This is a genomic window from Paraburkholderia sp. SIMBA_027 (assembly GCF_046535315.1).
Classification (GTDB): domain Bacteria; phylum Pseudomonadota; class Gammaproteobacteria; order Burkholderiales; family Burkholderiaceae; genus Paraburkholderia; species Paraburkholderia tropica.
Genome location: NZ_JAWRWY010000001.1, coordinates 636,128 through 662,678 on the forward strand (window position 1 = coordinate 636,128; position 26,551 = coordinate 662,678).

At 67.4% G+C, this 26,551-nt stretch carries 24 protein-coding genes; 14 read left to right on the plus strand and 10 right to left on the minus strand.

Annotated elements, in window-relative coordinates:
- Positions 1-59: 59 nt before the first annotated feature.
- The 11 genes from SB764_RS02690 (at position 60) to SB764_RS02740 (ending at position 11,736) form a co-directional block, all read left to right on the plus strand.
- Positions 60-416 carry an STAS domain-containing protein gene (locus SB764_RS02690; protein WP_065064807.1) on the plus strand — a complete coding sequence of 119 codons (357 nt, stop codon included), beginning with the start codon at positions 60-62 and terminating at the stop codon, positions 414-416.
- A 19-nt stretch (positions 417-435) separates the two neighbouring features.
- Entirely contained in the window at positions 436-861 is a 426-nt protein-coding gene (locus SB764_RS02695; protein ID WP_074983395.1) for an anti-sigma regulatory factor, read from the plus strand.
- Positions 846-2,048 carry an ATP-binding protein gene (locus SB764_RS02700; protein ID WP_410862557.1) on the plus strand — a complete coding sequence of 401 codons (1,203 nt, stop codon included), beginning with the start codon at positions 846-848 and terminating at the stop codon, positions 2,046-2,048. Before SB764_RS02695 ends, SB764_RS02700 begins: the two co-directional genes overlap by 16 nt.
- Positions 2,017-3,465 (plus strand): ATP-binding protein, encoded by a 1,449-nt coding sequence (locus tag SB764_RS02705; RefSeq protein ID WP_183040626.1) that lies wholly within the window; start codon positions 2,017-2,019, stop codon positions 3,463-3,465. The genes SB764_RS02700 and SB764_RS02705 overlap by 32 nt, the downstream gene beginning before the upstream one ends.
- Entirely contained in the window at positions 3,462-4,985 is a 1,524-nt protein-coding gene (locus tag SB764_RS02710) for a response regulator (protein WP_074983323.1), read from the plus strand. Before SB764_RS02705 ends, SB764_RS02710 begins: the two co-directional genes overlap by 4 nt.
- Positions 4,986-5,078: 93 nt before the next feature.
- Positions 5,079-5,819 carry a hypothetical protein gene (locus SB764_RS02715; RefSeq protein ID WP_065064814.1) on the plus strand — a complete coding sequence of 247 codons (741 nt, stop codon included), beginning with the start codon at positions 5,079-5,081 and terminating at the stop codon, positions 5,817-5,819.
- Between the two features lie 248 nt (positions 5,820-6,067).
- Positions 6,068-7,273 carry an HPP family protein gene (locus SB764_RS02720; protein WP_110327135.1) on the plus strand — a complete coding sequence of 402 codons (1,206 nt, stop codon included), beginning with the start codon at positions 6,068-6,070 and terminating at the stop codon, positions 7,271-7,273.
- Between the two features lie 106 nt (positions 7,274-7,379).
- Positions 7,380-7,793, plus strand: coding sequence for a MarR family winged helix-turn-helix transcriptional regulator (locus SB764_RS02725; protein WP_065064818.1), 414 nt, complete (start codon positions 7,380-7,382; stop codon positions 7,791-7,793).
- Between the two features lie 5 nt (positions 7,794-7,798).
- Entirely contained in the window at positions 7,799-9,613 is a 1,815-nt protein-coding gene (locus SB764_RS02730; RefSeq protein WP_410862560.1) for a chloride channel protein, read from the plus strand.
- A gap of 409 nt (positions 9,614-10,022) precedes the next feature.
- The gene (locus SB764_RS02735) at positions 10,023-10,598 is read left to right on the plus strand and encodes an ANTAR domain-containing response regulator (protein ID WP_065064822.1); all 576 of its coding nucleotides are present in this window, start codon (positions 10,023-10,025) and stop codon (positions 10,596-10,598) included.
- Positions 10,599-10,611: 13 nt separating this feature from the next.
- Complete coding sequence (locus SB764_RS02740; RefSeq protein ID WP_065064825.1) at positions 10,612-11,736, plus strand: CmpA/NrtA family ABC transporter substrate-binding protein; 1,125 nt, start codon at positions 10,612-10,614, stop codon at positions 11,734-11,736.
- A gap of 73 nt (positions 11,737-11,809) precedes the next feature.
- Here the strand turns inward: SB764_RS02740 and SB764_RS02745 are convergent, their stop codons facing one another.
- From SB764_RS02745 to SB764_RS02780, 8 genes are all read right to left on the minus strand, one after another.
- Complete coding sequence (locus tag SB764_RS02745; protein WP_065064827.1) at positions 11,810-12,103, minus strand: antibiotic biosynthesis monooxygenase family protein; 294 nt, start codon at positions 12,101-12,103, stop codon at positions 11,810-11,812.
- 77 nt (positions 12,104-12,180) lie between these two features.
- A complete protein-coding gene (locus SB764_RS02750) occupies positions 12,181-13,293 on the minus strand; it encodes an NAD(P)/FAD-dependent oxidoreductase (RefSeq protein WP_065064829.1) in 1,113 nt (370 codons plus the stop codon).
- 110 nt (positions 13,294-13,403) lie between these two features.
- Positions 13,404-13,847 (minus strand): Fur family transcriptional regulator, encoded by a 444-nt coding sequence (locus SB764_RS02755; protein ID WP_176081337.1) that lies wholly within the window; start codon positions 13,845-13,847, stop codon positions 13,404-13,406.
- Between the two features lie 34 nt (positions 13,848-13,881).
- Complete coding sequence (locus SB764_RS02760; protein WP_410862563.1) at positions 13,882-14,751, minus strand: siderophore-interacting protein; 870 nt, start codon at positions 14,749-14,751, stop codon at positions 13,882-13,884.
- 614 nt (positions 14,752-15,365) lie between these two features.
- A complete protein-coding gene (locus SB764_RS02765; protein WP_065064830.1) occupies positions 15,366-16,469 on the minus strand; it encodes a porin in 1,104 nt (367 codons plus the stop codon).
- Between the two features lie 169 nt (positions 16,470-16,638).
- Entirely contained in the window at positions 16,639-17,982 is a 1,344-nt protein-coding gene (locus tag SB764_RS02770) for an aromatic acid/H+ symport family MFS transporter (protein WP_074983334.1), read from the minus strand.
- A gap of 111 nt (positions 17,983-18,093) precedes the next feature.
- Entirely contained in the window at positions 18,094-18,453 is a 360-nt protein-coding gene (locus SB764_RS02775; protein WP_065064834.1) for a protocatechuate 3,4-dioxygenase, read from the minus strand.
- Entirely contained in the window at positions 18,450-19,319 is an 870-nt protein-coding gene (locus SB764_RS02780) for a gallate dioxygenase (RefSeq protein ID WP_065064836.1), read from the minus strand. The genes SB764_RS02775 and SB764_RS02780 overlap by 4 nt, the downstream gene beginning before the upstream one ends.
- Positions 19,320-19,657: 338 nt before the next feature.
- Between SB764_RS02780 and SB764_RS02785 the strand changes: the two genes are divergently transcribed.
- Both SB764_RS02785 and SB764_RS02790 read left to right on the plus strand, forming a co-directional pair.
- Positions 19,658-20,359: a GntR family transcriptional regulator gene (locus SB764_RS02785; RefSeq protein WP_065064838.1), complete on the plus strand. Its 702-nt coding sequence runs from the start codon at positions 19,658-19,660 to the stop codon at positions 20,357-20,359.
- Positions 20,356-21,624 carry a LysR family transcriptional regulator gene (locus SB764_RS02790; protein ID WP_065064840.1) on the plus strand — a complete coding sequence of 423 codons (1,269 nt, stop codon included), beginning with the start codon at positions 20,356-20,358 and terminating at the stop codon, positions 21,622-21,624. Before SB764_RS02785 ends, SB764_RS02790 begins: the two co-directional genes overlap by 4 nt.
- Before the next feature lie 24 nt (positions 21,625-21,648).
- Here the strand turns inward: SB764_RS02790 and SB764_RS02795 are convergent, their stop codons facing one another.
- Both SB764_RS02795 and SB764_RS02800 read right to left on the minus strand, forming a co-directional pair.
- Positions 21,649-22,533, minus strand: a complete 885-nt coding sequence (locus SB764_RS02795; protein ID WP_410862566.1) for a DUF1932 domain-containing protein — start codon at positions 22,531-22,533, stop codon at positions 21,649-21,651.
- A gap of 2 nt (positions 22,534-22,535) precedes the next feature.
- Positions 22,536-23,696, minus strand: a complete 1,161-nt coding sequence (locus SB764_RS02800) for a 4-oxalomesaconate tautomerase (RefSeq protein ID WP_410862568.1) — start codon at positions 23,694-23,696, stop codon at positions 22,536-22,538.
- Between the two features lie 597 nt (positions 23,697-24,293).
- Between SB764_RS02800 and SB764_RS02805 the strand changes: the two genes are divergently transcribed.
- Positions 24,294-26,549, plus strand: coding sequence for a TonB-dependent receptor (locus SB764_RS02805; protein ID WP_410862570.1), 2,256 nt, complete (start codon positions 24,294-24,296; stop codon positions 26,547-26,549).
- The last annotated feature ends 2 nt before the right edge of the window (positions 26,550-26,551 follow it).

Genomic DNA, 26,551 nt, shown 5'->3' on the forward strand with positions numbered 1-26,551 from the left:
GCGCCACGACCGCCGCGAGCGCACGGGCGCGCGCGCACTGATAGATACGAGGACGCGCGATGGACCGCATTCCGATTCTGCGCATGGGCGACTGCCTGATCGTCACGATCCAGGTGGACATGCACGACCGTCTCGCGATGGCGCTGCAGGACGACCTCACGGCGCGCATCGTCAAGGACTCGGCCAAGGGCGTGCTGATCGATATCTCCACGCTCGACGTGGTCGATTCCTTCATCGGCCGCATGATCAGCAACACCGCCGCGATGGCGATGGTGCTCGACGCGCAGACCGTGGTGGTCGGCATGCAGCCGTCGGTGGCGATCACGCTGGTCGAACTGGGGCTCACGCTCGACGGCGTGCGCACCGCCCTGAACGTGGAAAAGGGCATGGCGCTGCTCAAGCAGCGTCGCGTCTAGCATGGCGTTTGCTTTCGACATGAACGGCACCGGCGCGAGCGAACAGACCGTGGCTGAAGTGAGCCTGCGCTCGGACGAGGAAATCGTCCGGCTGCGCCAGATCGTGCGCGATCAGGCGATCGCTCACGGCTTTTCGCTGATCGAACAGACCAAGTTCGTGACGGCGGCCAGCGAGCTCGCGCGCAACACGCTCCAGCACGGCGGCGGCGGCGACGCGCGCGTCGAAGTGCTGACGGCCGGCGTGCGCGTGGGCCTGCGGCTGACGTTCATGGACCGCGGCCCCGGCATCGCCGATATCGACCGCGCGCTGCAGGACGGCTTCACGAGCGGCAACGGCCTCGGCCTGGGACTTGGCGGCTCGCGCCGCCTGTGCGACGAATTCAAAATCGACTCGTCGCCCGGCAACGGCACGACCGTCACCATCACGAAATGGAAAGTACGCTAGACGGCGCCTCCGGCATGGCCGGAGGCACGCATCGCTCCTTTGAGATCGGCGACGCAAGCGGCGTGGCGTTCGCGCGCCGCGGCGCGGCTCAGGCCGCGCAACTCGCCGGCCTCGACGCCACGCGCGCTGGACGGCTCGCGATCGTGCTCACGGAAGCGGCCACCAATATCCTCAAGCACGCGGGTCACGGCGAACTGCTGGTGCGCGCGCTCGACAACGGCGTGGAGCTGATCGCGCTCGACAGCGGCCCCGGCATGAGCGACGTGCGCGCGGCGCTCGCCGACGGCCATTCGACCGCCGGCACGCCGGGCAACGGGCTCGGCGCCATCCAGCGGCTCTCGGACCAGTTCGCGCTGTGGTCGCAGCCAGGCCAGGGCACCGTGCTGCGCGCGCTGGTGGCGCAAGGCGCGACGCGCGCCGCGCCGCTCTCCGGCCCCGAGATCGGCGGCGTGTGCGTGCCCTATCCGGGCGAGGAAGTCTGCGGCGACGGCTGGCGCGCGCAAGCCGACCAGCACGGTTTCACGGTCGCGGTCGCCGACGGCCTCGGTCACGGTGCCGAAGCGCACGTGGCCGCCACCGCCGCGCTCGACACGCTGCGCCGCCGCGCCGGCCTCGCGCCCGCCGCGCTGATGGCGCTCGCCGACGCCGCCCTGCGCCCGACGCGCGGCGCGGCGCTCGCGCTCGCGCGCTTCGACCTCGCGCGCTCGATGGTCAGTTTTTGCGGCACCGGCAATATTTCGGCGGCGGCATTCGGCAGCGACAAACCCGTCATGAGCGGCCCCGGCTCGCCGCGCGCATCGGCCAATCTTGCCAGCGCGCCCAGCGCTGGCACGCGCGGCACGGAAACTGCTGTCATGGGCGCCGCCGCCGGATTCGCGAGCGCGGCGCGCGACAGCTATCAGCTCGTCTCGCGCAACGGCATCGTCGGTCATACGATGCGCGGCACCCAGGAATTCGAGTTCGCGTGGCGCGCGAGCGGCATGCTGATCCTGCATTCGGACGGCGTGGGCACGCGCTGGGATCTGGCCGCGTGGCCGGGCCTCGCGCATCAGCCCGCCGTGGTGATCGCCGCCGTGCTTTATCGCGACTTCTCGCGCCGCAACGACGACGCCACCGTCGTCGTCGTCAAGGCGCAGCCGGGAGTACAGTTGAACCATGAACACGCCACTGTTGCGCATCCGGCTTGAGGCCGCCCAGGACGTCGTCGCCGCGCGCCGGCGCGCGCGCGAGCTTGCGGCCGGCTTCGGCTTTTCGCCGCTCGACCAGACGCGCATCGCGAGCGCCGTCTCGGAGATCGCGCGCAACGCCGTCGACTACGCAGGCGGCGGCGAGGCGCTGTTCGCCTTCGACAGCACGAGCACGCCGCAAGCCTTCGAGATCGTCGTGCGCGATCGCGGCGAAGGCGTGCGCGAAATCGAGTCCGTGCTCGACGGCACCTATCGCTCGCCCGGCGGCACGGGGCTCGGCATCGTCGGCAGCCGCCGCCTGATGGACCGCTTCGAAATCGACTCGACGTCGCGCGGCACGACCGTCACGATGGCGCGCTCCCTGCCGACCGAGCGTCCCGCGCTGCGCGGCGCCGAACTCGAACGCATCGTGCGCGGCGTGAGCGCGGGCGAACCGCAGGCGCTGCAATCCGATTCGCTAGAAGAAATGCGTCAGCAGAACCGCGAACTCGTCGCCACGCTCGACGAACTGCGCGAGCGCCAGGACGAACTCGCGCGTCTCACGCAGGAACTCGAAGCGACCAATCGCGGCGTCGTCGCGCTCTATGCCGAACTCGACGAGCGCGCCGAAGAACTGCGCCGCGCCGACATGATGAAAACGCGCTTTCTCTCCAACATGAGCCACGAACTGCGCACGCCGCTCAGCTCGATCCGCGCGCTCGCCAACCTGCTGCTGAACCGGCTCGACGGCGATCTGAGCGAGGAACAGGATCGCCAGGTCAAGCTGATTCTTTCGTCGGCGGAAACGCTTGGCGAGACCGTCGACGACCTGCTCGACCTCGCCAAGATCGAAGCGGGCAAGACCGTGGTGTCGCCCGCCTGGTTCGATCCCGCCGATCTGTTCGGCGCGCTGCGCACCATGCTCATGCCGCTTCTCACCACGCCGCTCGTCTCGCTCGAATTCGCGTCCACGGCGCAGCTGCCGCGCCTCTACACCGACGAGCCGAAGCTCACGCAGATCCTGCGCAACTTCGTGTCGAACGCGCTCAAGTACACCGAGCGCGGCCAGATCCGCGTGGGCGGACAGCTCGAAGCGGACGGCGAGCGCATGACGTTTTTCGTCGCCGACACCGGCATCGGCATCGCGCCCGAGCATCATCAGATCGTCTTCGAGGAATTCGGCCAGGTGGAGAACCGCCTGCAGCAGCGCGTCAAGGGCACGGGCCTCGGCCTGCCGCTGTGCCGCAAGCTCGCCGCGCTGCTCGGCGGCGAAGTGGGCGTGGAAAGCGAACCGGGCGTGGGCTCGACGTTTTATGTGAGCGTGCCGGTGCAGCTCGATACCGGCGAAGCGGCACACGACGGCGCACCGTCCGCTCCGACCGAAGCTCAAAGCGAAGCGCCCGCCGAGCGCGCCACCTCGGGAGACGGCGCATCATGACGCCCGCCGCCACCTTGATCCTCAACGTCGACGACAACGAAGGCGCGCGCTACGTGAAATCGCGCGTGCTGCGCCACGTGGGTTTCGACGTGATCGAAGCCGCCACCGGCCAGGCCGCGCTCGACGCCGTGCGCGAGCACGAACCCGCGCTCGTGCTGCTCGACGTGAAGCTGCCCGACATCAGCGGCATTGAAGTCTGCCGCCTGATCAAGAGCGATCCGCTCACGAACTCCACGCTCGTGCTGCAAACTTCTGCGGCGGCCGTGCAGGCGCGCGACAAGATTCGCGCGCTCGACGGTGGCGCCGACAGCTATCTGACCGAGCCGGTCGAGCCCGCCGAACTGGTCGCGAACGTGCGCGCGCTGTTGCGCCTGTACGCCGCCGAAAAGGCGCTGCGCGACGCCGACCGCCGCAAGGACCGCTTCCTCGCCACGCTCGCGCACGAACTGCGCAACCCGCTCGCGCCGATCCGCAACGCCATCGAACTGCTCGATCCGCGTCACGGCGCGAGCGACACCGGACGCGCCGACGCGCGTCTGATCGCGAGCCGTCAGGTCGAGCATCTGGGCCGTCTCGTCGACGATCTGCTCGACGTCTCGCGCATTTCGCACGGCAAGATCGCCTTGCAGATGAGCACGCTCGACCTGCGCCAGATCGTGGAAATCGCGGTGGAAACGAGCCGCCCGTTCCTCGATTCGAAGCAGCAGCGGCTCAGCGTCGAGATGACGCCGGGGCCGATTCATATCGTCGGCGACGGCATCCGCGTGGCGCAGATCATCAGCAATCTGCTGTCGAATTCCGCGAAATACACGGCCGAGGGCGGCGAGATCGGCCTGCGGCTCGACGCGGGCGCGCGCGACGTGGCGATCCGCGTACGCGACAATGGCATCGGCATCGCTCCCGACGAACTCCCTTATGTCTTCGAACTCTTCATGCAATCACGCGAAGCACTCAAACGCGCCGACGGCGGCCTCGGCATCGGTCTCGCGCTCGTGCGCGAACTGGCGGAATTGCACGGCGGCTCGGTCGCCGCACATTCCCAGGGCGTCGGCCACGGCTCCGAATTCGAAGTGCGCCTGCCCTTGAGCGTCGCGCCCGACGCCGCACCGCCGGTCGCCATCGCCCCTGCTTCGGATACCGAAACGACGACTTCGAAGCGCCGCGTGCTGATCGCCGACGACAACGTCGATTCCGCCACCTCGCTGCTGATGCTGCTCGAACTCGAAGGCCACGATGTGCGCGTCGCGCATGACGGGCCGACCGCGCTCGCGATCGCGCAAAGCTTCCTGCCGCACGTGGCGATTCTCGACATCGGCCTGCCCGGCATGGACGGCCACGCGCTCGCCAAGGCGCTGCGCGCGCAGCCCGCGACGGCGCACGCGCAACTGATCGCGCTGACCGGCTACGGCCAGGAACGCGACCGCCAGGCGACCACCGAAGCCGGCTTCGACCGCCACCTCGTCAAGCCCGCGCCGTTCGACGAGATCCTGCGCGAGATCGAGGGCAGCAAGGCGCCTTGACGGCGCAGCCCGCGCGCCCTTTCACCCTCAAGACGCCGTTCAAAGTTGCCGTTAACCGGATGAGCTTTCAACCATCCCACACCGGAGCAACGTTTGAACGGCAAAACGCGCGTCCTCACTGCCTTCCCCCCGCTGCGCCGCATGGCCTCGCTCGGCGCGCTCGTGCCATTCGTGCCGCTCGCAGGCGTCCTGCTGCTCAGCGGCTGCTTCACCGACACGCGCGTCGCCGCGACGCCCGCCCGGCCCGTCGCCGTCGTCGCGCCGCCGCCGCCGGTCGTGGCAGCCGCGCCGGTCTACGTGCCGGAGCCGCACGACGCCTACGTGTCGGTCGTGGCCGACCGCGACGTGGTGTACACCGGCGGCGCGACCTATATCTGGTTCGTCGGCTCCGACGGCCATCGTCATCGACACTATTACGGACGCGGCGATCTGCGCGGCGAGGTCATTCACCGCCGCGCGGAACTGCGCAACGTGATGGCGCATCACGACGGCCATCTGCCGATGCAGAACGCGTTCGTGCCGCCACCGCCGCCGCACGGCGAACCGCCCGCGCATCGCGTGCACGTGGAAATGACGCCGCATGGCCGTCCGATGGCGCGTCAGGCGGCGTATCAGCCGCGCCCGCCCGCGCATGCGCCGGCGCCTCAGCACGCCGGGCATCGGCCGACTGCGCCCAATGTGTCCGCAGCGCAAAATCGCAACGCGTCGCATCACGCTCCGGCGCAAAACCGTCAGGCCGGTAATGACCACGGCCACGACCACGGCCACCGTCCGCAGAACGGACGACCGGGCAACCCGCCGCCGATGGCGTCGACGCAACGTCCCGCCGCCTGATCGTCCGCTGATCGGCCTGCACCGCTGCACATAAAAACGCCGGCGCGCTCACTGCGCGTCGGCGTTTTTTTATCGGCCATTTAGTTCGAATTCCTGATCGATTCGCCAGGCAACGCTTTGATCCGATGAATTGCCCTATCAAGACAATTGGAAAAACCGGTCCCCACGATATATATCACGTTGCGATATAATCGCCGACTTCCGACAGCCTGCGTCCGGCCGGACGCCCGTTCCGCCCCTCGATCGCCATGACGACCGTGTTCCGCTACAGATTGCTCCGCTGGCTGGCGCGCTTCGCGCCCAACCCCAACACGCTGCGCTGGCGCGAGCGCCTGCGCTCGGGCGTCGGCGCGCTGATCGGCATCGGCTTCACGGGCGCGCTGTCGCATCATCTGCTCGGCAACGCATCGAGCATTCCGTATCTGATCGCGCCGATGGGCGCCTCCGCCGTGCTGTTGTTCGGCGTGCCCGCCAGCCCGCTCGCGCAGCCGTGGTCGATCATCGGCGGCAATCTCGTGTCGGCCACGGTGGGCGTGACGGCCGCGCTGCTGATCCCCGATCCGGTGACGGCGGCCGCCGTGGCCGTCGGCGTGGCGATCTGCGCGATGTTCACGCTGCGCTGCGTGCATCCGCCTTCGGGCGCGGTCGCGCTCACGGCCGTGCTCGGCGGCCCCGCCGTGCGCGCGCTCGGCTACGAATTCGTGTTCGAACCGGTCGCGCTGCAATCGGTCATGCTGCTCGCCGCCGCGCTCGTCTATCACGCCGCCACCGGCCACCGCTATCCGCACGCCGCGCCCGCCGCAAAACCGGCGCAGCCCGCCGCGGGCGATGCGGGCGCCGCGCCGCCCGTGTCCGCTGCCGGCGGCGTCGCGGGCAAGATCTCGCGCGCCGATCTCGAAGCCGTGCTGCGCGAGCGTAACGAACTGCTCGACATCGACACCGACGATCTCGAAGCGCTGCTGCGCGAAACCGAAATCCGCGCCTACGCCCGCAGCTTCGGCGAACTCACGTGCGCCGACGTCATGTCGCGCAACGTGGTGAGCATCACGCCCTCAACGACCGTCGAAGCCGCGCGCACGCTGCTCAAACAGCACGACGTCAAGGCGCTGCCCGTGATCGATGCGCAGCAGCACGTGAAGGGCATCGTCACGCGCGCCGACCTCGCCGACGACGGCGCCGAACTGCATCCGCTGCGCGTGCTGCTCTACGCGATCCTGCCCACGCTGCGCCCGCACGCGAACAGCCTCGAAGTCGCCATGCTGATGTCGACGCACGTGCGCACCGTGGCGGCGACCACGCCGATCGTCGAGCTGCTCGGCCTGTTCGCGGGGCGCGGACACCATCACGTCCCCGTGGTCGACGCCCAACGAAGGCTCGTCGGCATCGTCACGCAGGCCGACCTGATTTCCGGTCTGCATCGCCAGGCCAGTCCGCTGCAACCAGAAAGCGCCTGACCCCGCGATACGGATGCACGCGAGGCCTTGTTTTATGGCCTCGTTCGATCATAAATATCATGTTGTGATATATTCGCACCACGCAACGTCATCACACGGATACCCGATGAAGCACCGCACCCGCGACCTGGCCAAAACCGATTTCGAACAGCTCTCCGAGTTCCGCTACCAGATGCGGCGCTTCGAGCGCTTCTCGGAACAGGCGGCGCAAAACGAGGGCATCACGCCGCTGCAATATCTGTTGCTGCTGCATATCAAGGGCTATCCGGGCCGCGAATGGGCGACCATCGGCGAGCTTGCCGAACGTTTGCAGGCGCAGCATCACGGCGCGGTGGCGCTGGTGTCGCGCTGCGAGGCGATCGAGCTGGTCGAGCGGCGCGTGAGCGAGCGCGATCGCCGTCAGGTGGAAGTCCATCTGCTGCCCGCGGGCGAGGCGCTGCTCGCGCGCCTCGCCGAACTCCATCGCGCCGAGCTGCGTACGCTCGACGGCCGGTTCACCATTCCGCAAATCGATCTCTGACGACCATGCATTCCGACGACTCCCACAAGCGCGACTTTTCGACGAACGCGCGGCTGCCCGGCATCAGCGCGCTCGCCGCGGTGATCGGCGCGCTGGCCACGCTCGCCGCCTTCGTGCTGCTGAGCCTGATCCACGGGTTCACGAACCTGTTCTTCTTCGGCCAGCTTTCGTTCGCCGACCGCTCGCCCGCGCTCAACACGCTCGGCGCGTGGGTGATCGTCGTGCCGGTGGTGGGCGGGTTGATCGTCGGGATGATGGCGCGCTTCGGCTCCGAGAAGATTCGCGGCCACGGCATTCCCGAAGCCATCGAAGCGATCCTGTTCGGCAAGAGCCGCATGTCGCCGAAAGTGGCCGTGCTCAAGCCGCTGTCGTCGGGCATCGTGATCGGCAGCGGCGGGCCGTTCGGCGCGGAAGGTCCGATCATCATGACGGGCGGCGCGCTCGGTTCGCTCGTCGCGCAATGCGTGCGCGTCACCTCCGCCGAGCGCAAGACGCTGCTCGTGGCGGGGGCGGCCGCGGGCATGACGGCGGTGTTCGGCACGCCGGTCGCCGCCGTGCTGCTCGCGGTCGAGCTGCTGCTGTTCGAATGGCGTCCGCGCAGTTTCCTGCCGGTCGCGCTCGCGTGCGCCGTGGCCGGATTCACGCGCGCCGTGTTCTTCGGCACCGCGCCGTTGTTCGCACTCCAGACGAGTCCGCCGCAAGCGGTCGCGCTGTTCTCGTGCGTGATCGCGGGCCTTTTGTCCGGCGCGCTCGCCTCGGGGCTTTCCGCCGCGCTCTACAAGGTCGAGGACCTGTTCGGCCGCCTGCCGCTGCACTGGTCGTGGTGGCCCGCGATCGGCGGTCTCGTCGTGGGCATCGGCGGCTTCATCGAGCCGCGCGCGCTCGGCGTCGGTTACGACGTGATCGGCGATCTGCTGCATCAGCATATCGTCGTGCAAGTGGCCGTGGCGCTGCTGGTCGTCAAGGCGATCATGTGGGTGGTCGCGCTGGGCTCGGGCACCTCGGGCGGCGTGCTCGCGCCGCTGCTGATGCTCGGCGCGGGGCTCGGCACGGTGCTCGGCCACGTGCTGCCTGGCAACGAGCCGGCGCTCTGGCCGCTCGTGTGCATGGCCGCGACGCTGGGCGCGACGCTCGGCGCGCCGCTCACGGCCATCGTGTTCGCCTTCGGCCTCACGCACGACGCCAACGCGCTGCTGCCGCTGCTCGCGGCCACGCTGGTCGCGCACGGTTTCGCGACCGTCGTGATGAAGCGTTCGATCATGACCGAGAAGATCGCGCGGCGCGGCTATCACATCTATCGCGAGTACGGCGTCGATCCGCTTGAACGTCATTACGCCGACGAAGTAATGACGCGCGACGTCGAATCGATCGATGCGAGCCTCAGCGCGCGCGACGCGCTCACGCATTATTTCGGTCCGACGCAGAAGCACCGCGCGTGGCCCGTGGTCCGCGACGGCGTGGTGCTCGGTGTCGTCGATCGCGCGGCGCTCGACGCATTGCGGGCAGGCGGCGTGGATGGCGCGCTCGATCAAGCGCTCGATCAACCGCTCGGCAAGCTGCTCGCGCGACGCGTGCCCGACGTGGCGCTGCCCGAGGAAACCTGCCGCCAGATCGCGACGCGTCTCGCCGTGCACGGCCTCGAACGGATGCCCGTGGTCAGCGACCGTCAGTCGATGCGGCTCGTCGGCATCGTCTCGCGCAGCGACTTCGTGAAGCTCTCGCTGTCGCACTTCGAAGAGGAGACGAAGAAGGAGCGCTTCCGGCGCATTGCGATCGGCAACCCGAAGCGGCGCTTTCCGCCCGTGCGCAAAGCGGGTTGAGGGCGACTGAACCCCGTCGCGCGGATGAAGTGAACGCAAAGAAGCGGCGCAGAGGTTGAGCGCCGCTTTTTTTGTTTTTCGGCGAGCGCAGACATTGGCCCACTCGCCCACACCGCCCCGGCTTGGCTGTTAGTTGCAAATGAGCGAAGCGTGCCGATTCACGTCACTGCGCCACATCTGTGCACCCTCGACGCGCGCACTACTGCGGTGCGCCACCTCATGCACCGTGATCGCGCATTCGCATCGCGCCGCGCTTCATATCCCGCTCTTGTGCACCGCAGCGCAACTGGCACGCACCTTGCTGAAACAGAGGCGAATCCCCACTGACGCGCGAAGCCGCCTCGACGCGGCTTGCCAGACAAGAACCGACAACCGTCGACCCCACCATGCCGACGACCCACGAAACACCATGCTGCGCGTCCTGCTCGTAACCGATACCGACAAGCCGATTGGCGATCTGCGCGACGCGCTCGCGCGGCTCGGCTACGACATGCTGGCCGAACCCGCGACGCCGCAGGCGCTGCATCGCGTGGTCGAGCGCGAACGGCCCGACGTCATCATCATCGATACCGAATCGCCCTCGCGCGACACGCTCGAACAGCTCGCCGTGATGAACGCCACCGCGCCGCGCCCCGTGCTGATGTTCAGCAACGACGCGAATCAGCAGCTGATCCGTTCGGCCGTGCATGCGGGCGTGACCGCGTATCTCGTCGAAGGTCTCGCGGGCGAGCGCATCGCGCCGATCCTCGAAGTCGCGCTGGCGCGCTTCGCGCAGGAAGCGCAGTTGCGCGAACGTCTCACGCAGGCCGAAAACGAACTCGCCGAACGCAAGCTGATCGATCGCGCGAAGCGCCTCCTGATGGAACAACAGAAGCTGACCGAGCCCGCCGCGTACGCGTTGCTGCGCAAGCGGGCGATGAACCAGAGCCTGAAGCTCGCCGAGGTCGCGCGCCAGATCGTGGCCGCCGCCGGGTCGCAGGATTGAAGCGTCGAACGTCATGAACGAATCCACCCGCGCGGCCGCGCCGCCCGAAAAAACCCATCTGAAGATCGGCTTCGTGCCGCTCGCCGACGCCGCGCCCGTGGTCGCCGCCAAGCTGCTCGAATTCGGCCACGCGCACGGGCTCACGCTCGAACTCTCGCGCCAGCCCTCGTGGGCCGCGCTGCGCGACAAGCTGCTCGCCGGCGAACTCGACGCCGCGCATTCGCTCTACGGCCTCGTCTACGGCGTGCAGCTCGGCATCGGCGGCCCGCAGACCGACATGGCCGCGCTGATGGTGCTCAACCGCAACGGCCAGGCGATCTCGCTGTCGAACCGTCTCGCCGACGCGCTCGCGGAACACGGCACGCTGCCGCGCGCGCTCGCCACGCTCGGCCGCACGCCCGTGTTCGCGCAGACCTTTCCGACCGGCACGCATGCGATGTGGCTGTATTACTGGCTCGCTTCGCAAGGCGTGCATCCGCTCAGGGACATCGAAAGCGTGGTGATTCCGCCGCCGCAAATGGTGGCCGCGCTCGCGGAGGAACGCCTCGACGGTCTGTGCGTCGGCGAGCCCTGGCCGTCGCTCGCGCAGCGTCGCGGCATGGGACGCACGGTGATCCGCAGCGGCGAAATCTGGCCCGATCATCCGGAGAAAGTGCTGGCCTGCCGGCGCGATTTCGTCACGCGTTATCCGAATACCGCGCGCGCGCTCGTCAGCACGATGCTCGAAGCCTGCCGATGGCTCGACGGCGCGGGGCATCGCAAGGAAATCGCGCAATGGCTCGCGCGGCCCGAGATGCTGGGCGTGGATGCCGCGCTGATCGCGGAACGGCTCGAAGGCGAAGGTCTGCCGGATGCCGTGCGTATGAAGTTCTTCTCGGATGGCACGGTGAATATTCCTCTGGAATCCGAAGGAATGTGGTTCTTCACGCAGTTCGAACGCTGGGGGATGATGGCGCGACGCGACGATTATCGGCAGCTTGCCGCGGCGATCAATCAGACGGCGTTGTACCGGCAAGCGGCGGCCGCGATTGGCGTGGCGGTGCCGGAAACATTCGACGCGCCCGTGTTCGTCGACGGGCGCAAGTGGGATAGCGCCGATCCGGCGGGCTATGTGGATGGATTCGAAATCAAGGCTTGAGCCGGTTTCAAACGCGCGGCGAGCTTGAGGGCTTGCCGCGCTAAAGACACATCGGCAAGCGTTATTTCACGAGTTACTTCACGACCACTTCCGTGTGGCCCACGACCGGCGGCTTTTCGAAGAACGGGCCGACCAGACGGCGCCATTCCTGGAAGTCGTCGGACTCGCGAAAGTGCACCATGTGGTCCTCGATGGTTTCCCACTGCACGACCAGCACATACTGGTTCGGCTCTTCCACGCCGCGCTGAAGCTCGACCGCCCGGCAGCCGCGCGCGCGATGAAAGAGCGGCAGCGCCTGCGCCACGCCTGCTTCGAATTCAGCGTTCTTGCCCGCCTGCACCGTGATGTGCGCCATTTCGTAGACCACGTTTCGCTCCTTACTGTTCGCTTGCTGTTATGAAAGCGCGCGCGCATCAACACATGGCACGCGCGCCCGACACGTTATCACGCCGCTGCGCGTAGCCGTGCGATCACTTCGTCGGCGATGGCGAGCGAGGCGGTCAGTCCCGGCGACTCGATGCCGTACAGATTGACGAGCCCGCTCACGCCATGTTCGTCCGCGCCCTGAATCACGAAGTCGCCGCCGTACGCGCCATCCGCGAGCTTCGGCCGGATGCCCGCGTAGCCCGGTTGCAGCGCGCCGTCGGGCAGCGCGGGCCAGTAGGTGCGGATCGCCGCGTAGAAACTCGCCGCGCGGCGCGGATCGACGGTGTAATCGATGCTGTCGATCCATTCGACGTCCGGGCCGAAACGCGCCTGATGACCGAGGTCGATGGTCAGATGCACGCCCAGGCCGCCCGCTTCGGGAATCGGATAGATGAGCCGCGAAAACGGCGCCGCGCCCGCCAGCGAATAGTAATTGCCCTTCGCATAGCGGCCCGCCGGAATCGACTCGCGCGGCACGCCCTCGATGGCCGACGCGACCTGCTGCGCGTAAAGCCCCGCGCAGTTGATCACGCGTTTCGCGAGCAGTTCCATCGGCTCGTCGCCGCCCACTTTGAGCAAAATGGGTTCGCCCGCTTTCGCCACGCCGCCCGCAAGCGGCGAACAGAACGCGAGCATGCCGCCCGCGGCTTCGATGTCGCCTTGCAGCGCAAGCATCAGCGCGTGACTGTCGACGATGCCAGTCGACGGCGATTCGAGGGCCGCCACGCAATTGAGCGCGGGTTCCTTCGCGAGCGCGGCGTCGCGTTCGAGCCAGCGCAGATCGTCCACGCCGTTGGCGGCGGCGGCGGCGCGAATCGCGCGCAACGCGTCGAGTTGCCCGTCATGCGTGGCGACGATGAATTTGCCGCAGCGCTCGTGCGGCACGCCTTTTTCCGCGCAATACGCGTAGAGCTGCTGCTTGCCCTGCACGCAAAGCCGCGCCTTGAGCGAGCCTTGCGGATAATAAATGCCCGCATGAATCACCTCGCTGTTGCGCGAACTGGTGCCGGTACCGATGGCGTTTTCCGCCTCGACGAGAATGGTCTCCCAGCCCTGCTGCGCGCACGCGCGCGCGACGGCGAGCCCGACCACGCCCGCACCGATCACGACGCAATCGACCGTGTCAGTCATCGACCTTCCTTCCTCATGACGCGAGATGTCCGCGATGGCGCTATTGTGCCGCGTTCGTCACGGACGAAGGAAGATTTGATGCGGAGCGCGCGCGCCGCCGCGCTATTGCGTCAAACAGGCTGCACGTACACGTTCAGTTGCAGATCGACGATGCGGTAGCCCTCTTGCGCCACCAGTTCGTCGAGACGCGCGAGCAGCACCTGATCGGCGAGTTCGACGATCTCGCCGCCGTTCACATCGACGATATGAAAATGGCGCCCCGTGTTCGCCAGCTCGAAGCGCGCCTTGCCGTTGCCGATCTGCACGCGCTTGATGATGCCGTGCGATTCGAGATCCGCCAGCACGCGATACACGGTGGCGATGCCGATGGCATTGCCGCTGCGCTGAAACTCCAGATACAACTCGGCGGCGGTGACGTGCGCACGATCGTCCGCGCGGAACGCGCGCAGGATGTCCATGCGCGGCAACGTGGGTTTGAGGCCCGCGTTGCGCAGCTGCTGCTCCATCGAGCTCGTTTGCGGGTTGGTATTCGTCTGTGTGCGGGTGGCTTTCATGCGCGGCGGGGTCTCCATCGGCGTGAGTGAGCGCTCAATCATCGAGCGTTTCGTGCACGCCGGTCGCGCCGCGCTTCCAGTAGCTCGACGCGCGAATACGCGACTTGTGGATCGCGCGCTCCTCGGCGAGATGCTGACGCACGGCGCGCATCACCGCCGACTCGCCCGCCGCCCACACGTAGCCCTGACCGTCCGGCAGACGCGTCGCGCGCACGGCGTCGAGCAGCGCGTTCTCGCCCTGCTCGTTCGCGTAGCACCATTGCTCCTGCACATTCGCGCGTGTGTCGAAAGCGAAGCGCGCCTGCGCGTCGCGGCCGTCGATCGTCGCGACGACCTGCACGCCCGCGGGCAATTCTTCGAGACGGCGGGCGATGGCGGGCAACGCGCTTTCGTCGCCGATCAGCCAGTACCAGTCGAAACCGTCCGGAATCACGAACGAGCCGCGCGGGCCGCCCACGGCCAGATACTGACCCGGCTGCGCCTGCGATGCCCATTCCGTGGCCGGTCCCGCTTCGTGGATCACGAAGTCGATGGCCAGTTCGCGCGCCTCGGTATCGAAGCGGCGCGGCGTGTAATCGCGCATCGTCGGACGCGGCTCGCCGGGCGCGGGCGGCGTGCCCGGACCGCCTTCGGACAGCACCGGACGATCCGCGCCGGGCTCGGGAAAGAAGACCTTCACGTGGTCGTCGAAACCCGCCGACACGAAGTCGTGCAGATCCTCGCCCGTGAGCGTGATGCGCTTCAGATGCGGCGTGATCATGTCGACGCGCGCCACCTGCAGCAGACGGCGCTTGAGCGCATGGCGCACGCGCTCGGGCGTGCGTTCCGCGGCGACGCTGTTGACGTTGTGGCTGCTGTGGCTGCTGGTGCTGCTGTTGCTGCTCGGATTGCTGTGATCGGTCATCGGAGTTCCTCCGGTTGGGTGGCGCGGCGCACGCGGGGCGCCGCACTCGCGGGGTTCGGGTTGGTGTGCCGGAAGCGCGCGTGTGTGCGCGGTCGTGCTCGCGCGTGCTTGCATGGCGGAGTCGGCGCATAAACAGCGCCCGACCTGAGTCATCCGGCCCGATTTTCTACGCTGGGCGATGTCGCTTTTCGCGACAATATATATCTTAAGATATATATCTTACGATAATCCGTCAAGCTCTATCGTGAGACCTGGCACACGCACACGGCACGCAAGCGGCGTCAAACGCGCAGGCGGACGCGCGGCGACGGTCTGGCCGTGCGTCCGCGTTTCATGGGGACAGGGGAATAAGTTGGTTGTCGCCGAGGTTGACGACGGCGGCCACTTCACGCCGATCGACCGCGAAGAAAATGCGGTTGTGCGCGCGATGCCTGCGCCCGATGATTCACGCGAACGTCCGGGTGCGGGAGAAAGACCCGGCCACGCGCAGGGATTGATCGGGCAATATTCGATCAGGATGCCGAACGATCGACGCCACCCGCCACACATCAACAAAAAAGCCGCGCCCCCTTCCGGAAGACGCGGCCTTCACACGCGAAAAAACTGCGCTGCGCTTAGAACTTCGTATGCAGACCCACGCGCGCGACAGCCTGGGTCTGGCCGCTCGACGCGCCATCGGAGCTGTTCATGCCGTTGATCTGCGCGTAGCCGCCCGAGCTTGCGCGCTGATACACGCCGAGCACGTACACGCTCGTGCGCTTCGAAAGCGCGTAGTCGACGATCGCCGCGACCTGATGCGCGTGGTTGTTATCCACGACGTCGTTGCCCTTCATGTACATATACGACGCGCCCGCGCTCAGCGCCGGCGTGAAGTAGTAGTGCGCGCCGACCGAGCCTTCGTAGACCGAGCCGCCGTTGTACGAGTTGTGCACCGTCGTGAACAGCGCGTTCGTGATCCAGTTGCCGAAGCGGAAATGGCCGCCGACGCCCCAGTTGCGCACGCTCACATCGCCTTCGCCCGACACGACGTACTTGAGGTTCGTGTACGCGGCATTCACGCCCCAGTTCTTCTGCGCGTAGTTCAGCGCGAAGCTCTGGCCGTTGCCCGTGCCGATCGAACCCGCCACGTTGCCGAAGCTGTACATCGCGCCCGCGCTGAAGCCGTTGTAGACCGCCGACGTGTACTTCACCGAGTTGTTGACCGTTTCACCGGCCATGCGGTCCCAGTCGAACGCGCCGGTCGCGTTGCTCGGCAGCGCGAGCTTCGTGAACGGGCCCGCGCGGAAGTCGTAGAAGTGGCCCGAGAGTTCGGCCGGATCGTCGCCCGAGAAATAGAGCGCATCCGTCATGAAGTCGTACTGGTTACCGAGCGCGAGCTTGCCGAAGCGCTCGTCGCTCAGACCCACGATCGACGTCCGGCTGAACAGGCTCTTGTTCGGCATGAAGCTGCCGTTGTCGACCTGGAACTGGTTGGTCAGCTGGAAGAATGCCTTCAGACCGCCGCCGAGGTCTTCAGTGCCTTGCAAGCCCCAGAGATTCGGGCCGTTCACGCCGTCGTCCATCTTGAGGTTGTGATGGCCGCCCTGGTTGCTCACGTAAGTGATGCCGGTGTCCATCATGCCGTACAGCGTGACGCTGCTCTGTGCGAGCGCCGATCCGGCGCACGCCAGCCCCGCCAGCGCGATCACGATTTTTTTGTACTGCTTATTGTTTGCCATTCTCCAAGCCTCCTGATTGAACGTCGTGTGTTGTTCAGCGTTTATCGATGTTGTATCCGCCAGCCGCCCCGTTTGATGGCCGGTCGGTGGGTGCGGCCTCGCGGCCGCGGTCTTTCTGATTGGTGCGAGAAGCGACGTCTTTGTTGTTATGTGCGGCGAAGCGCGATGCTCAGGCGTCCGCCACCGGCACGCTGATGAAGCGCAGCGCGAGCCGGTTGAGCAGGATCGCGACCGCCGCGATCAGCGCGGGCACGGCGAGCACCGAGAACACCGCCGCAAAGCTGAAGCCGAGCGAGAGCAGCACGCCGCCCACGAACGAGCCCAGAATGCCGCCGAGCCGTCCGAAGCCGAGCATCCAGCTCACGCCGGTGGCGCGGGCGCGGGTCGGGTAGCACGACGGGGCGAGCGCGTTGAGACCGGTCTGCGCGCCGCTCATGAAGAAGCCCGCGCAGGTGACGAGCAGCGTGAGCATGCTCGACTGCAGGCTGCCCATGCCGAGCGCGAAGATGAACACGCCGCCCAGCAGGTACGCCGCGCCGATCACCACGTTGCGGTCCATGCGGTCCATCGCGAAACCGACGACGATCGCGCCCACCGTGCCGCCGAGCTGGAACATGCCGGTGATCGCCGCCGCGCGCTCCACGGGCAGGCCCGCGTCCTTGATCAGCGTGGGCAGCCAGCCGGTCAGCAGATAGATGATGAGCAGACCCATGAAGTAGGTGACCCACAGCATCAGCGTGCTCATGGCGTAGCCGTCCGAGAACAGCATGCGCACGGGCGCTTTCGCGATCACGGCCGGTTCCGGCGAGGTGAAGCGCGTGCCTTGTGCGAAGCGATGGCCGCAGACGCGCGAGAGCGTGGCCGCGATGCGTTCGGCGGAGAAGCGGCGCACCAGCAGGAAGCGCGCCGATTCCGGCAGCAGCAGCATCAGCACGGGCACGAACAGGATCGGCAGCACGCCGCCGAACACGAACACGCCGCGCCAGCCGAAGTGCGGCATCAGCGCGGCCGCGATGAAACCGCCGCCGCCCGAGCCGAAGTTGAAGCCGGTGAACATGATGGTGAGCAGCAGCGAGCGGCTCTTCGACGGCACGTACTCGGAGAGCAGCGTGGTCGAGTTGGGCATCGCGGCGCCGAGACCCAGGCCCGTGAGAAAGCGCAGCGCGACGAGTTCCGTCGGCGTGTGGGCGAAGGCGCACAGCAGGCTGAAGAGGCCGAAGCAGCCGACCGAGCCGATCAGCACTTTCTTGCGGCCGATGCGATCCGCGAACGGGCCCGCGACCAGCGCGCCAATCGCGAGGCCGACCATCGCGGCGCTCATCACCGGCCCGAAGGCGGCGCGCGAGATGCCCCACTCCTTCATGACCACGGGCGCGACGAAGCCCATCACGGCCGTATCGAGGCCGTCGAGCGTCACGATCAGGAAGCAGAGCGCGAGTACGAGCCATTGCCAGCCCGACATGCGCCGTCCGTCGATGAAGCCCTTGATATCCACTGCGTCGGCAGAATTCATGCGTGTCTCCGAGATAAATATTTCCCCGCTCGCGCACTTCGTCGGTACGTGAGTTGTGCTGCGAAGCAGATTCAGCAGCGCGCCGTGGGGGCGGCGCGCGCCATGCGGAGATCAGACGGCGTCCGGCACCTGTCGCGTTTTCAGGAACGCTTCGAGCGTCTCGCCGCGCATGCTCGCGTACATGCCCAGGTTCGTGATCTTCACCACGCGCGCGAACTTCTCCAGCACGAAGAAGCACACGCCGTACTGAATGAGCCCGAGCCAGTCCGTGTTGTCGACGAGCGTGCGTTCCTGCGGCGTCAGCGCCGCCGCGTCATAGGCGGCAGGACGGTCGTTGAGCCACAGTTCGCGCGCGGCGGGCGTGCGCATCATCCAGAAGAAGCGGTTCAGGCGCATCGCCTTCATGCTCTGGCGAATGTCGAACGGGTAGGTGCCCGTCAGTTCCTCGATGCCGATCAGTTGCGGATTCATTGCGCGGCTCCGCTCTTGTCTTCGTCCGATTCGACGTTCTCGTAGATCGTCACGGCCATCGCCGTGCTGGTCGCCAGATAGTAGTTGCGATGCACCTCGCGGATCGTCGGCGCCAGCGCGCCGCGCATCGCGAGCCACATGATCGTCTCGACGCTTTCCGCGCCGCCGAGGCGCACGTAATCGACGTGCTTCATGCGCGCGAGCCGCTCGGGATCGTTCACGATCAGGTCGAGAAACTCCATGTCCCACTCGGTGTTGTTGAAGCCGCTGCGCTCGCCGTGCACCTGATGCGAGAGACCGCCCGTGCCGACCACCACCACGTCGAGATCCTGATCGAACGATTCGATCGCGCGGCGAAGCGCCTGGCCGAGCCGGTAGCAGCGGTTCGCCGTGGGCAGCGGATACTGCAGCACGTTGACTTCGAACGGCACCAGCGCCGTGGGCCAGCCGCCGTCGTGCGGCAGCATCAGCGAGAGCGGCGAGTTGCAGCCGTGGTCGAGCGGCTTGTCCTGGAACACCGTGAGGTCGAACTCGTCGTTCACCAGTTGCTCGGCGATATGGATCGCGAGATCGGGATGCCCGGCGATATCGGGCAGCGGACGCTTGCCCGCGCCTTCATCGGCGAATTCGTGCTGCGGCGACACGCCCAGCGCGAAGGTCGGATAGCAGTCGAAGAAGAAGCTGTTGGCGTGATCGTTGTAGAACATCACGAGCGCGTCCGGCTTGCGCTGCGCGAGCCACTCGGCCACGGGTTCGTACCCCTTGAAGAGCGGCGCCCAGGCAGGTTCGTTCTGCTTGCCCTTGTCGTACGCCAAGCCGATCGTCGGTACATGCGAAGTACCGATGCCGCCCACAATCCTTGCCATGCTGTTATTCCTCGATTACCGCAGTTCACGCTCTCGCTTTCGCAAGAGCCCATCAATTGGGATACGAAATTACAGAACGCAGGGTGCGGCGGTAAGTCAGGGTTATCCACTATTTTGATGCCAATACGCATGAAAGCAGGGGTTTTCTGCATTTTCCGCTGCGTGGCGGCGCGCCGAAACCCGCGCGCCATAACGCTTTTTGGTATCCTGAACCGACCTCGGGATACCGTGCCCGACCCACGCGGCGCAAGCCCGCCATAAACGAAACAGATACCAAAAGAACAAACTCGCAAGGCCGGGCCCCAAGCCGGGCGCCCGGCCGCGCGCAAGATAGCGACATGAACGAGACAACCCAGCAAACCATCGTGCAGGCGCTGCGCACGCGCATTCTTTCCGGCGAACTCGCGCCGGGGCAGCGTCTCGTCGAAGCGCAGCTCGCCGAACGGCTCGGCATTTCCCGCACGCCGCTGCGCTACGCGCTGAGCGTGCTCGCCACCGAAGGCCTCGTCGAGCGCTCGGGCGCGCGCGGCTACACCGTGCGCTGCTTCAGCGTGACCGACGTGCTCAACGCCATCGACGTGCGCGGCGTGCTCGAAGGGCTCGCCGCGCGTCGCGTGGCCGAGCGCGGCGTCGACCCGGCGCTCGCGCGCGCGCTGCAGGACTGCCTGCGCGAAGGCGACGACATCTTCCGCCCCGGCGCGCTCGACAACGCCGCGGAAACCCGTTACGCCGACGTCAACGGCCGCTTTCACGCGCTGATCGTGGCCGCCGCCGACAGCCACGCGATCAGCGCGGCGCTCGGCCTGAACGAGAAAATTCCGTTCGTCTCGCCGGGCACGGTGGTGTTCGACGACGCCGCGCGCCAGCAGCAATACATGATGCTCGCCTACGCGCACCGCCAGCATCACGCCATCGTCGGCGCGTTGCTGAACGGCGAGGGCGCGCGCGTCGAGGCGCTCATGAAAGAGCACACGCATATTTCGAAGGAGAGTCTCAATCTCTCGGTCGAGCATCTGCATCTGATCGCGGGGGCCGCATGAACGCGCCCGACCTGCTCAACCTCGCGCATCTGCGCGCGTTCCGCCTGGTCGCCGACACCGGCAGCGCCACGCGCGCCGCCGCCGCGCTCTATCGCGCGCAATCGGCCGTCACGCGTTCGGTGCAGGAACTCGAAACCGCGCTCGGCGAGCCGCTGTTCGAGCGCAAGCCCTCGGGCATGCTGCCCACGGCCGTCGGGCGCGTGGTGCTCGACCGCTGCGCGCGGATCTTCGGCGAACTCGAAGAACTCGCGCACTGGTGCGCCGCGCGGCAGACGCGCCGCCGCGCGCTCGGCGAAGGCACGCTGCCCGCTTATCTGCTCAACACGCGCCGCCTGCAATTGTTCGTCGCGCTCGCACGGCACCGGCACATGCCGAGCACGGCCGGCGCGTTCGGCATCAGCCAGCCCGCCGTGAGCAGCGCGATGCGCGTGCTCGAAAGCGGCTCGGGCGTCACGCTGTTTCACCGCAGCCCGCGCGGCGTGCAGCTCACGGCCGAGGGCGAAACCTTCCTGCTGCACGTGCGCCGCGCACTCAACGAACTGCGCCACGTGCCCGACGATATCGCCGCCCTGCACGGCAGCATTCAGGGTTCGGTGACGGTGGGCGCGCTGCCGCTCGGGCGCACGCTGATCCTGCCCGCGGCGATCGCACGCATGAGCGCGCAGCATCCGGGCGTGCGCGTGGTCACGGACGAAAGCGCGTACGAGTTGCTGGTGGCGGGCTTGCGCGCGGGCGATGTCGATTTCGTGCTCGGCGCGCTGCGCGAGAACGACGCCGCGAGCGGTCTCACGAACGAGCGCCTGATGGCCGAAGACATGGTCGTGCTCGCGCGGCGCGGTCATCCGCTCGCGCAGCAGAACGCGCTGAATGTGAGCGATCTGCGCAACGCGCAATGGATTCTGTCGCGCGTGCACTCGCCCGCGCGCGGCTTGTTCGAGGCGCAGTTCAAGCGCCTGAAACTGAAGCCGCCGATGCCGACCGTCGAGACCGCCGACCTCGCCGTGATTCGCGGCCTGCTGATGGGCACGGATATGATCGCGGCGCTGTCGGCGCAGCAATTGCACTATGAGATCGAGTCGGGGCAGCTCGTGGTGCTCGACGTGCCGCTGCACAACACGCGGCGCGAAATCGGCCTGACCTTGCGGGCGCAGAGCGCGCCCTCGCCCGCCGCGCGCGCGCTGATCGACGCGATCCGTCTGGCGGTCGCCGACGCTGCGCCGGCCGTGCGGGTGATCGAAGGGAGAATGGCGGCGCAGGCGCGTTAGCGCGCACGCACTACCGCAGACGCACTAAAGCAGGCGGTCGAACAGGGCGCGCCAGTCGAACGGCGCGTCCAGATCGTCATACGCGATGCCGCGCGCCTGCATCGCCTCGACGAAACCGTCCTGCAAGCGCGCGCACGCCTCGCTCATGAACGGCTCCACGCCCGCGTCGCGCAGCGTTTGCGCGACTTCGCGCATCTCGCCCGCGCGGCGGCGGCCATGTTCGGCGACGCGGCTGACGAGATAGCCCGCGAGATCGGCGTCGCGCTGCATTCTGGACAATGTTTCGGATAACGAAGCAAGCACCACGGCTTCCGCGTCGTAGCTGCGCGCCGCGCGCAGACATTCCACGGTCAGCGCTTCGATGCCTTTGATCATGACGCTGCGGCACATCTTCGCCGCCGAGGCCACGCCGACGCGCTCCGCCACGGCCTCGGTCCGCCAGCCGCTCGCGTTCAGCCGCGTGCTCACCTCGCGCGCCTGCGCGCCGCCCAGCAGCATCGGCACCGCGAGTCCGTACGGCGGCACCGGCGCCATCACCGCGGCCTCCACGTAATGCGCGCCGCCCGCTTCGATGCACGACTGCGCGTGCTGCTTGGTCTGCGGCGAAACCGAATTGATGTCGAGCACGATCTGGCCCGGCGCGAGACGTTCGGCCAACGCGTGCGCGACGTCCATGTCCGACTGCGCCGTCACCGCCGACACGACCAGCTCCACGCCGTCGATGGCGTCCTCCAGCGTGGAAGCGGCCCGCACCTGCGCCGCGCGCGCCTTCTCGCGCAACGCGTCGAGCCGCAGGTCGTACATCGAGACGCTCACGCCGCGCGCGGCCAGCGCCGCGCCGAGCACACCACCCGCTTCGCCGAAGCCGACGAAAGCGACTCGAGCGAAGGCGGCGGGCGTCGCGTTCACGATCAGGCGCGCCAGACGGCGGACGGCACGCCCACCACGCCGTCGAACAGCCAGCGCGCCGTGCGCAGCAGCGCCGCGCCCGTCACCTCGGTCGCGCCGTTTTCGTGCGCGAGCGTCAGCTCGACGGTGAATTCGCCGGTCGGATGCTCGACCGCGAGGCGCTTCACGCCGCTCGCGTCGCCGAGTTCGGCGATGCCGTCGCAGACCGTGCCGGGCAGCACGGCCGCCGTCGCCACGCTCACCGCGCCCAGCACGCCGATCGACGCGTGGCAGCGATGCGGAATAAAGCTGCGCGTGCTGATCGCGCCGCCCGCGCGCGGCGGCGCGATCAGGCACATCTTCGGCACCGTGCGCGCGCTGACGTCGCCCAGATTCATGCGCGGACCCACGGCGAGCCGAATCGCTTCGACGCGCGCCTTGAGCGCCGCGTCGGCGTCGAGCTCGTCGCGCGTTTCGTAGCCGGTGCGGTCGAGATCGCGCGCGCGGATCAGCACGAGCGGCATGCCGTTGTCGATGCAGGTCACTTCGACGCCGTCGATCGTGTCCTTGAGATTGCCCGTCGGCAGCAGCGCGCCGCAGGTCGAACCGGCCGTGTCGCGAAACGCGAGCGGAATCGCGGCCGCCGTGCCGGGCACGCCGTCGATGCGCGCGTCGCCGTCGTATTGCACCTGACGACCGGGCGTCGAGACGCTCGCCACGGCGATCTGCCCGGTATTGAGCATGTGGATGGCGACGGCGGTCGTGCCGTCGCGTGCGTCGACGAGCCCGCGCTCGATCGCGAACGGGCCCACGCCGGCGAGAATGTTGCCGCAGTTCTGACCGTAGTCGACGCGCGCTTCGTCCACCACGACCTGGGCGAACAGATAGTCGACGTCGGCGTCGGCGCGCGTGGAGGGCGAGACGATCGCCACTTTGCTGGTGAGCGGATCGGCGCCGCCGATGCCGTCGATCTGGCGCGGATCGGGCGAGCCCATCACGGCGAGCAGCACGCGGTCGCGCGCGGCCGGATCGGCGGGCAGGTCGGAGGCGAGAAAGTACGCGCCCTTCGAGGTGCCGCCGCGCATCTGCATGCAGCGGATGCGCGTCTGGCCGACGCCCTGCGCTGCCGTCCTGTTTTCCGTCCCGCTTGCCGTGCCTGGTTGCTGACTGCCTGCTGCGCTCATTGCTACCGCCCCTCCTCGTCTCGTCGATCGTACGGCGCCGCATGACGCGCGGCGCGCTTCGGTTCATTTTAGGGAGCGCGGGCGGGCGCGCACTACCGAAACTGGCGGCGAATGCCATCGAATCTGCTTATGAGCCATGTACGCGACGCGCGTTGCGCGCTAGCGCGGCCGGGATCGAGGCCGTTCGTGCGGCGCTTGCGGGCTGCTTTTGAGGCGCGGACGAAGGGCCGAAATTGCTCGGAAATGCAGGTTTGCGGAGCGGCGCCCGGCCCGCGCTCGCGTTTCGCGGCGTCTATATCACGACTTCGCGCCAGATTAAATATCCGACCCTGTTTCTATTTCTGACGTTTCCTTGCCGTAGCCCCGCTGAAATCCACCGTCAGTGTTGTGTAAACACCGAATACGCGCAGTCGCTTTGTAATTTGGAATAACAATCGTTCTCATTAGCATATACAATCCGCATACATTTTGACGGCCACCCGCACGCGCTCCCGCGCGGCGGCGCGCGCTCGCCAGACCAAAGCACCGCCCGGGAGCCACGCACTCACGCTGGCATCGCGGCGCGGCAATAACGACTTACACCGTTTCGATTTTTTTATGTCCGCACCCCGTTTGTCCGTGCCGCGTCCTGCTGCGGCCGATACGCCGAAGTCGCCGTTCCAGCCCGCCGTCTCCGCCTCCCGTCACGCCATCCTCGCCGCCATTGCCGTGGCCTTCGCCCTGCCCGCCGCCGCGTTCGCGCAGACGAGCGGCAGCGCCGACGCCAGCAGCACGGGCGCCAGCACCGCCGGCAAGAGCAACGCCACGCTGCCCACGGTCAAGGTGCAGGCGGCCAAAGACGCCCTGCCCGGCGACCTCGCGCCGACTTACGGCGGCGGTCAGGTCGCGCGCGGCGGCAATTTCGGCGCGCTCGGCCAGCAGAAGAACATCGACATGCCGTTCAGCATGACGACCTACACGGCCAAGGCGATTCAGGACAAGCAGGCGCGCACCATCGCGGACGTGCTCTCGAACGACCCGGCCGTGCGCACCGCCTACGGCTACGGCAACTTCCAGGAGGTCTACGTCATCCGCGGCTTCCAGCTCGACAGCGACGACGTCTCGCTCAACGGCCTCTACGGCATCACGCCGCGCCAGATGGTGGAAACGCCCGCCATCGAGCGCGTGGACGTGTTCAAGGGCGCGAGCGCGTTCCTGAACGGCGCGTCGCCGAACGGCAGCTCGATCGGCGGCAGCGTGAACCTGCAACTGAAGCGCGCCGACGACAAGCCGCTGACCGAAGTCACGCTCGACGGCAGCGCCTCGGGCGAGTTCGGCACGCACGTCGACGTCGGCCGCCGTTTCGGCGATCAGGACCAGTTCGGCATTCGCGTGAACCAGGCGAACCGCGACGGCGAAACGAGCATCGACGGCGAGCACCGCCGCAACAACCAGACGGCCGTCGCGCTCGACTATCGGGGCGAGAAGCTGCGTCTCGAAGCCGACTTCCTCTATCAGCGCCAGCATGTGTCGGATGGCCGTCCGGTCGCGTACGTCTCCGGCGACTCGATTCCTGCCGTGCCCTCGGCGAGCTACAACTACGGCCAGACGTGGTCCGCCAGCCAGACCGAAGACACGGTCGGCATCCTGCGCGCCGAATACGACTTCCTGCCGGGCTGGACCGCCTACGTGGCGGGCGGCGCGCGGCACAGCACCGAAAGCGGCCAGTATTCGTCGCCCTACTACACCGACCCGACGCTCACGACGGCCTCGCGCATGTACGTGCCGCGCAAGGAAGACGCGACCTCGGCGGAAGTCGGCGTGCGCGGCCACTTCAACACCGGTCCGGTGAGCCATTTCGTGACGGCGGGTGCGTCGATCGTGAGCGTGCACACGGAGTCCGCGTGGAACATGTCGGGCAGCTTCAACACCGACCTCTACGACACGCCGCAAGTGGCGTTTCCGCCGTCGAAGTACTACTCGCAGGGTCTGGACGGCAATCCGCCGCTCACGTCGACGAGCCTGATGCGCAGCGTCGCGGCGTCGGACACGCTCGGCTTCTTCCACGACCGCGTGCTGTTCACGGTGGGCGTGCGTCACCAGGAAATCGTCTCGAACGCGTATTCGTCGTCGACGCTGCTGCAAACCGAGGCGTACAACGATTCGATCACCACGCCGCTGTTCGGCATTGTGTTCAAGCCGACCGAGCACATCGCGATCTACGCGAACCGCAGCGAGTCGCTCGCCGCGGGCAGCCAGGCGCCGGCCACGGCGATGAACGCCAACGCGCTGCTCGCGCCGGAGCGCACCAAGCAATATGAAGTGGGCGCGAAGTACGACAGCGGCAAGTTCGGCGCGCAACTGGCGCTGTATCAGCTCGAAAAGCCGCAGACCTACACCAACTCGTCCGGCTATTTCGTCGCCGACGGCAACGAGCGTCATCGCGGCGTGGAAGCGTCGGTGTTCGGCGAAGTCTACAAGGGCGTGCGTCTGATGGCGGGCGCGACCTACATCAACGCGGTGCAGCTCGACACCGGCACCAACGACGGCAATCGTCCGATCGGCGTGCCGAGCTTCATGTTCAACCTCGGCGCGGAATACGATCTGCCGTGGGTGCAGGGGCTGACGTTCTCGGCGCGCTACACGCACACGGGTCCGCAGTATCTGAATGCGACGAACACGCTGTCGATCAAGGCGTGGGACACGGTGGATCTCGGCGCGCGCTACAAGACCAGCGTGTTCGGCCGTCCGACCACCTTCCGCGCCGACGTCTACAACCTCACGAACAAGGCGTACTGGAGCTCGACGACCGGCGGCTATCTGACGATGGGTGCGCCGCGCACGGTGCTGTTCTCGATGACGACGGACTTCTAAGG

What these genes read in the sequence shown, in the direction of transcription:
- SB764_RS02720 (WP_110327135.1), top strand. Translation starts at nt 6,068, where the DNA reads ATGACGACCGTGTTCCGCTACAGATTGCTCCGCTGGCTGGCGCGCTTC.
- SB764_RS02760 (WP_410862563.1), bottom strand. Translation starts at nt 14,751, where the DNA reads ATGACCGATCACAGCAATCCGAGCAGCAACAGCAGCACCAGCAGCCAC.
- SB764_RS02700 (WP_410862557.1), top strand. Translation starts at nt 846, where the DNA reads ATGGAAAGTACGCTAGACGGCGCCTCCGGCATGGCCGGAGGCACGCAT.
- SB764_RS02740 (WP_065064825.1), top strand. Translation starts at nt 10,612, where the DNA reads ATGAACGAATCCACCCGCGCGGCCGCGCCGCCCGAAAAAACCCATCTG.
- SB764_RS02710 (WP_074983323.1), top strand. Translation starts at nt 3,462, where the DNA reads ATGACGCCCGCCGCCACCTTGATCCTCAACGTCGACGACAACGAAGGC.
- SB764_RS02725 (WP_065064818.1), top strand. Translation starts at nt 7,380, where the DNA reads ATGAAGCACCGCACCCGCGACCTGGCCAAAACCGATTTCGAACAGCTC.
- SB764_RS02775 (WP_065064834.1), bottom strand. Translation starts at nt 18,453, where the DNA reads ATGAATCCGCAACTGATCGGCATCGAGGAACTGACGGGCACCTACCCG.
- SB764_RS02750 (WP_065064829.1), bottom strand. Translation starts at nt 13,293, where the DNA reads ATGACTGACACGGTCGATTGCGTCGTGATCGGTGCGGGCGTGGTCGGG.
- SB764_RS02790 (WP_065064840.1), top strand. Translation starts at nt 20,356, where the DNA reads ATGAACGCGCCCGACCTGCTCAACCTCGCGCATCTGCGCGCGTTCCGC.
- SB764_RS02765 (WP_065064830.1), bottom strand. Translation starts at nt 16,469, where the DNA reads ATGGCAAACAATAAGCAGTACAAAAAAATCGTGATCGCGCTGGCGGGG.
- SB764_RS02695 (WP_074983395.1), top strand. Translation starts at nt 436, where the DNA reads ATGAACGGCACCGGCGCGAGCGAACAGACCGTGGCTGAAGTGAGCCTG.
- SB764_RS02735 (WP_065064822.1), top strand. Translation starts at nt 10,023, where the DNA reads ATGCTGCGCGTCCTGCTCGTAACCGATACCGACAAGCCGATTGGCGAT.
- SB764_RS02770 (WP_074983334.1), bottom strand. Translation starts at nt 17,982, where the DNA reads ATGAATTCTGCCGACGCAGTGGATATCAAGGGCTTCATCGACGGACGG.
- SB764_RS02780 (WP_065064836.1), bottom strand. Translation starts at nt 19,319, where the DNA reads ATGGCAAGGATTGTGGGCGGCATCGGTACTTCGCATGTACCGACGATC.
- SB764_RS02805 (WP_410862570.1), top strand. Translation starts at nt 24,294, where the DNA reads ATGTCCGCACCCCGTTTGTCCGTGCCGCGTCCTGCTGCGGCCGATACG.
- SB764_RS02800 (WP_410862568.1), bottom strand. Translation starts at nt 23,696, where the DNA reads ATGAGCGCAGCAGGCAGTCAGCAACCAGGCACGGCAAGCGGGACGGAA.
- SB764_RS02705 (WP_183040626.1), top strand. Translation starts at nt 2,017, where the DNA reads ATGAACACGCCACTGTTGCGCATCCGGCTTGAGGCCGCCCAGGACGTC.
- SB764_RS02730 (WP_410862560.1), top strand. Translation starts at nt 7,799, where the DNA reads ATGCATTCCGACGACTCCCACAAGCGCGACTTTTCGACGAACGCGCGG.
- SB764_RS02785 (WP_065064838.1), top strand. Translation starts at nt 19,658, where the DNA reads ATGAACGAGACAACCCAGCAAACCATCGTGCAGGCGCTGCGCACGCGC.
- SB764_RS02690 (WP_065064807.1), top strand. Translation starts at nt 60, where the DNA reads ATGGACCGCATTCCGATTCTGCGCATGGGCGACTGCCTGATCGTCACG.
- SB764_RS02755 (WP_176081337.1), bottom strand. Translation starts at nt 13,847, where the DNA reads ATGAAAGCCACCCGCACACAGACGAATACCAACCCGCAAACGAGCTCG.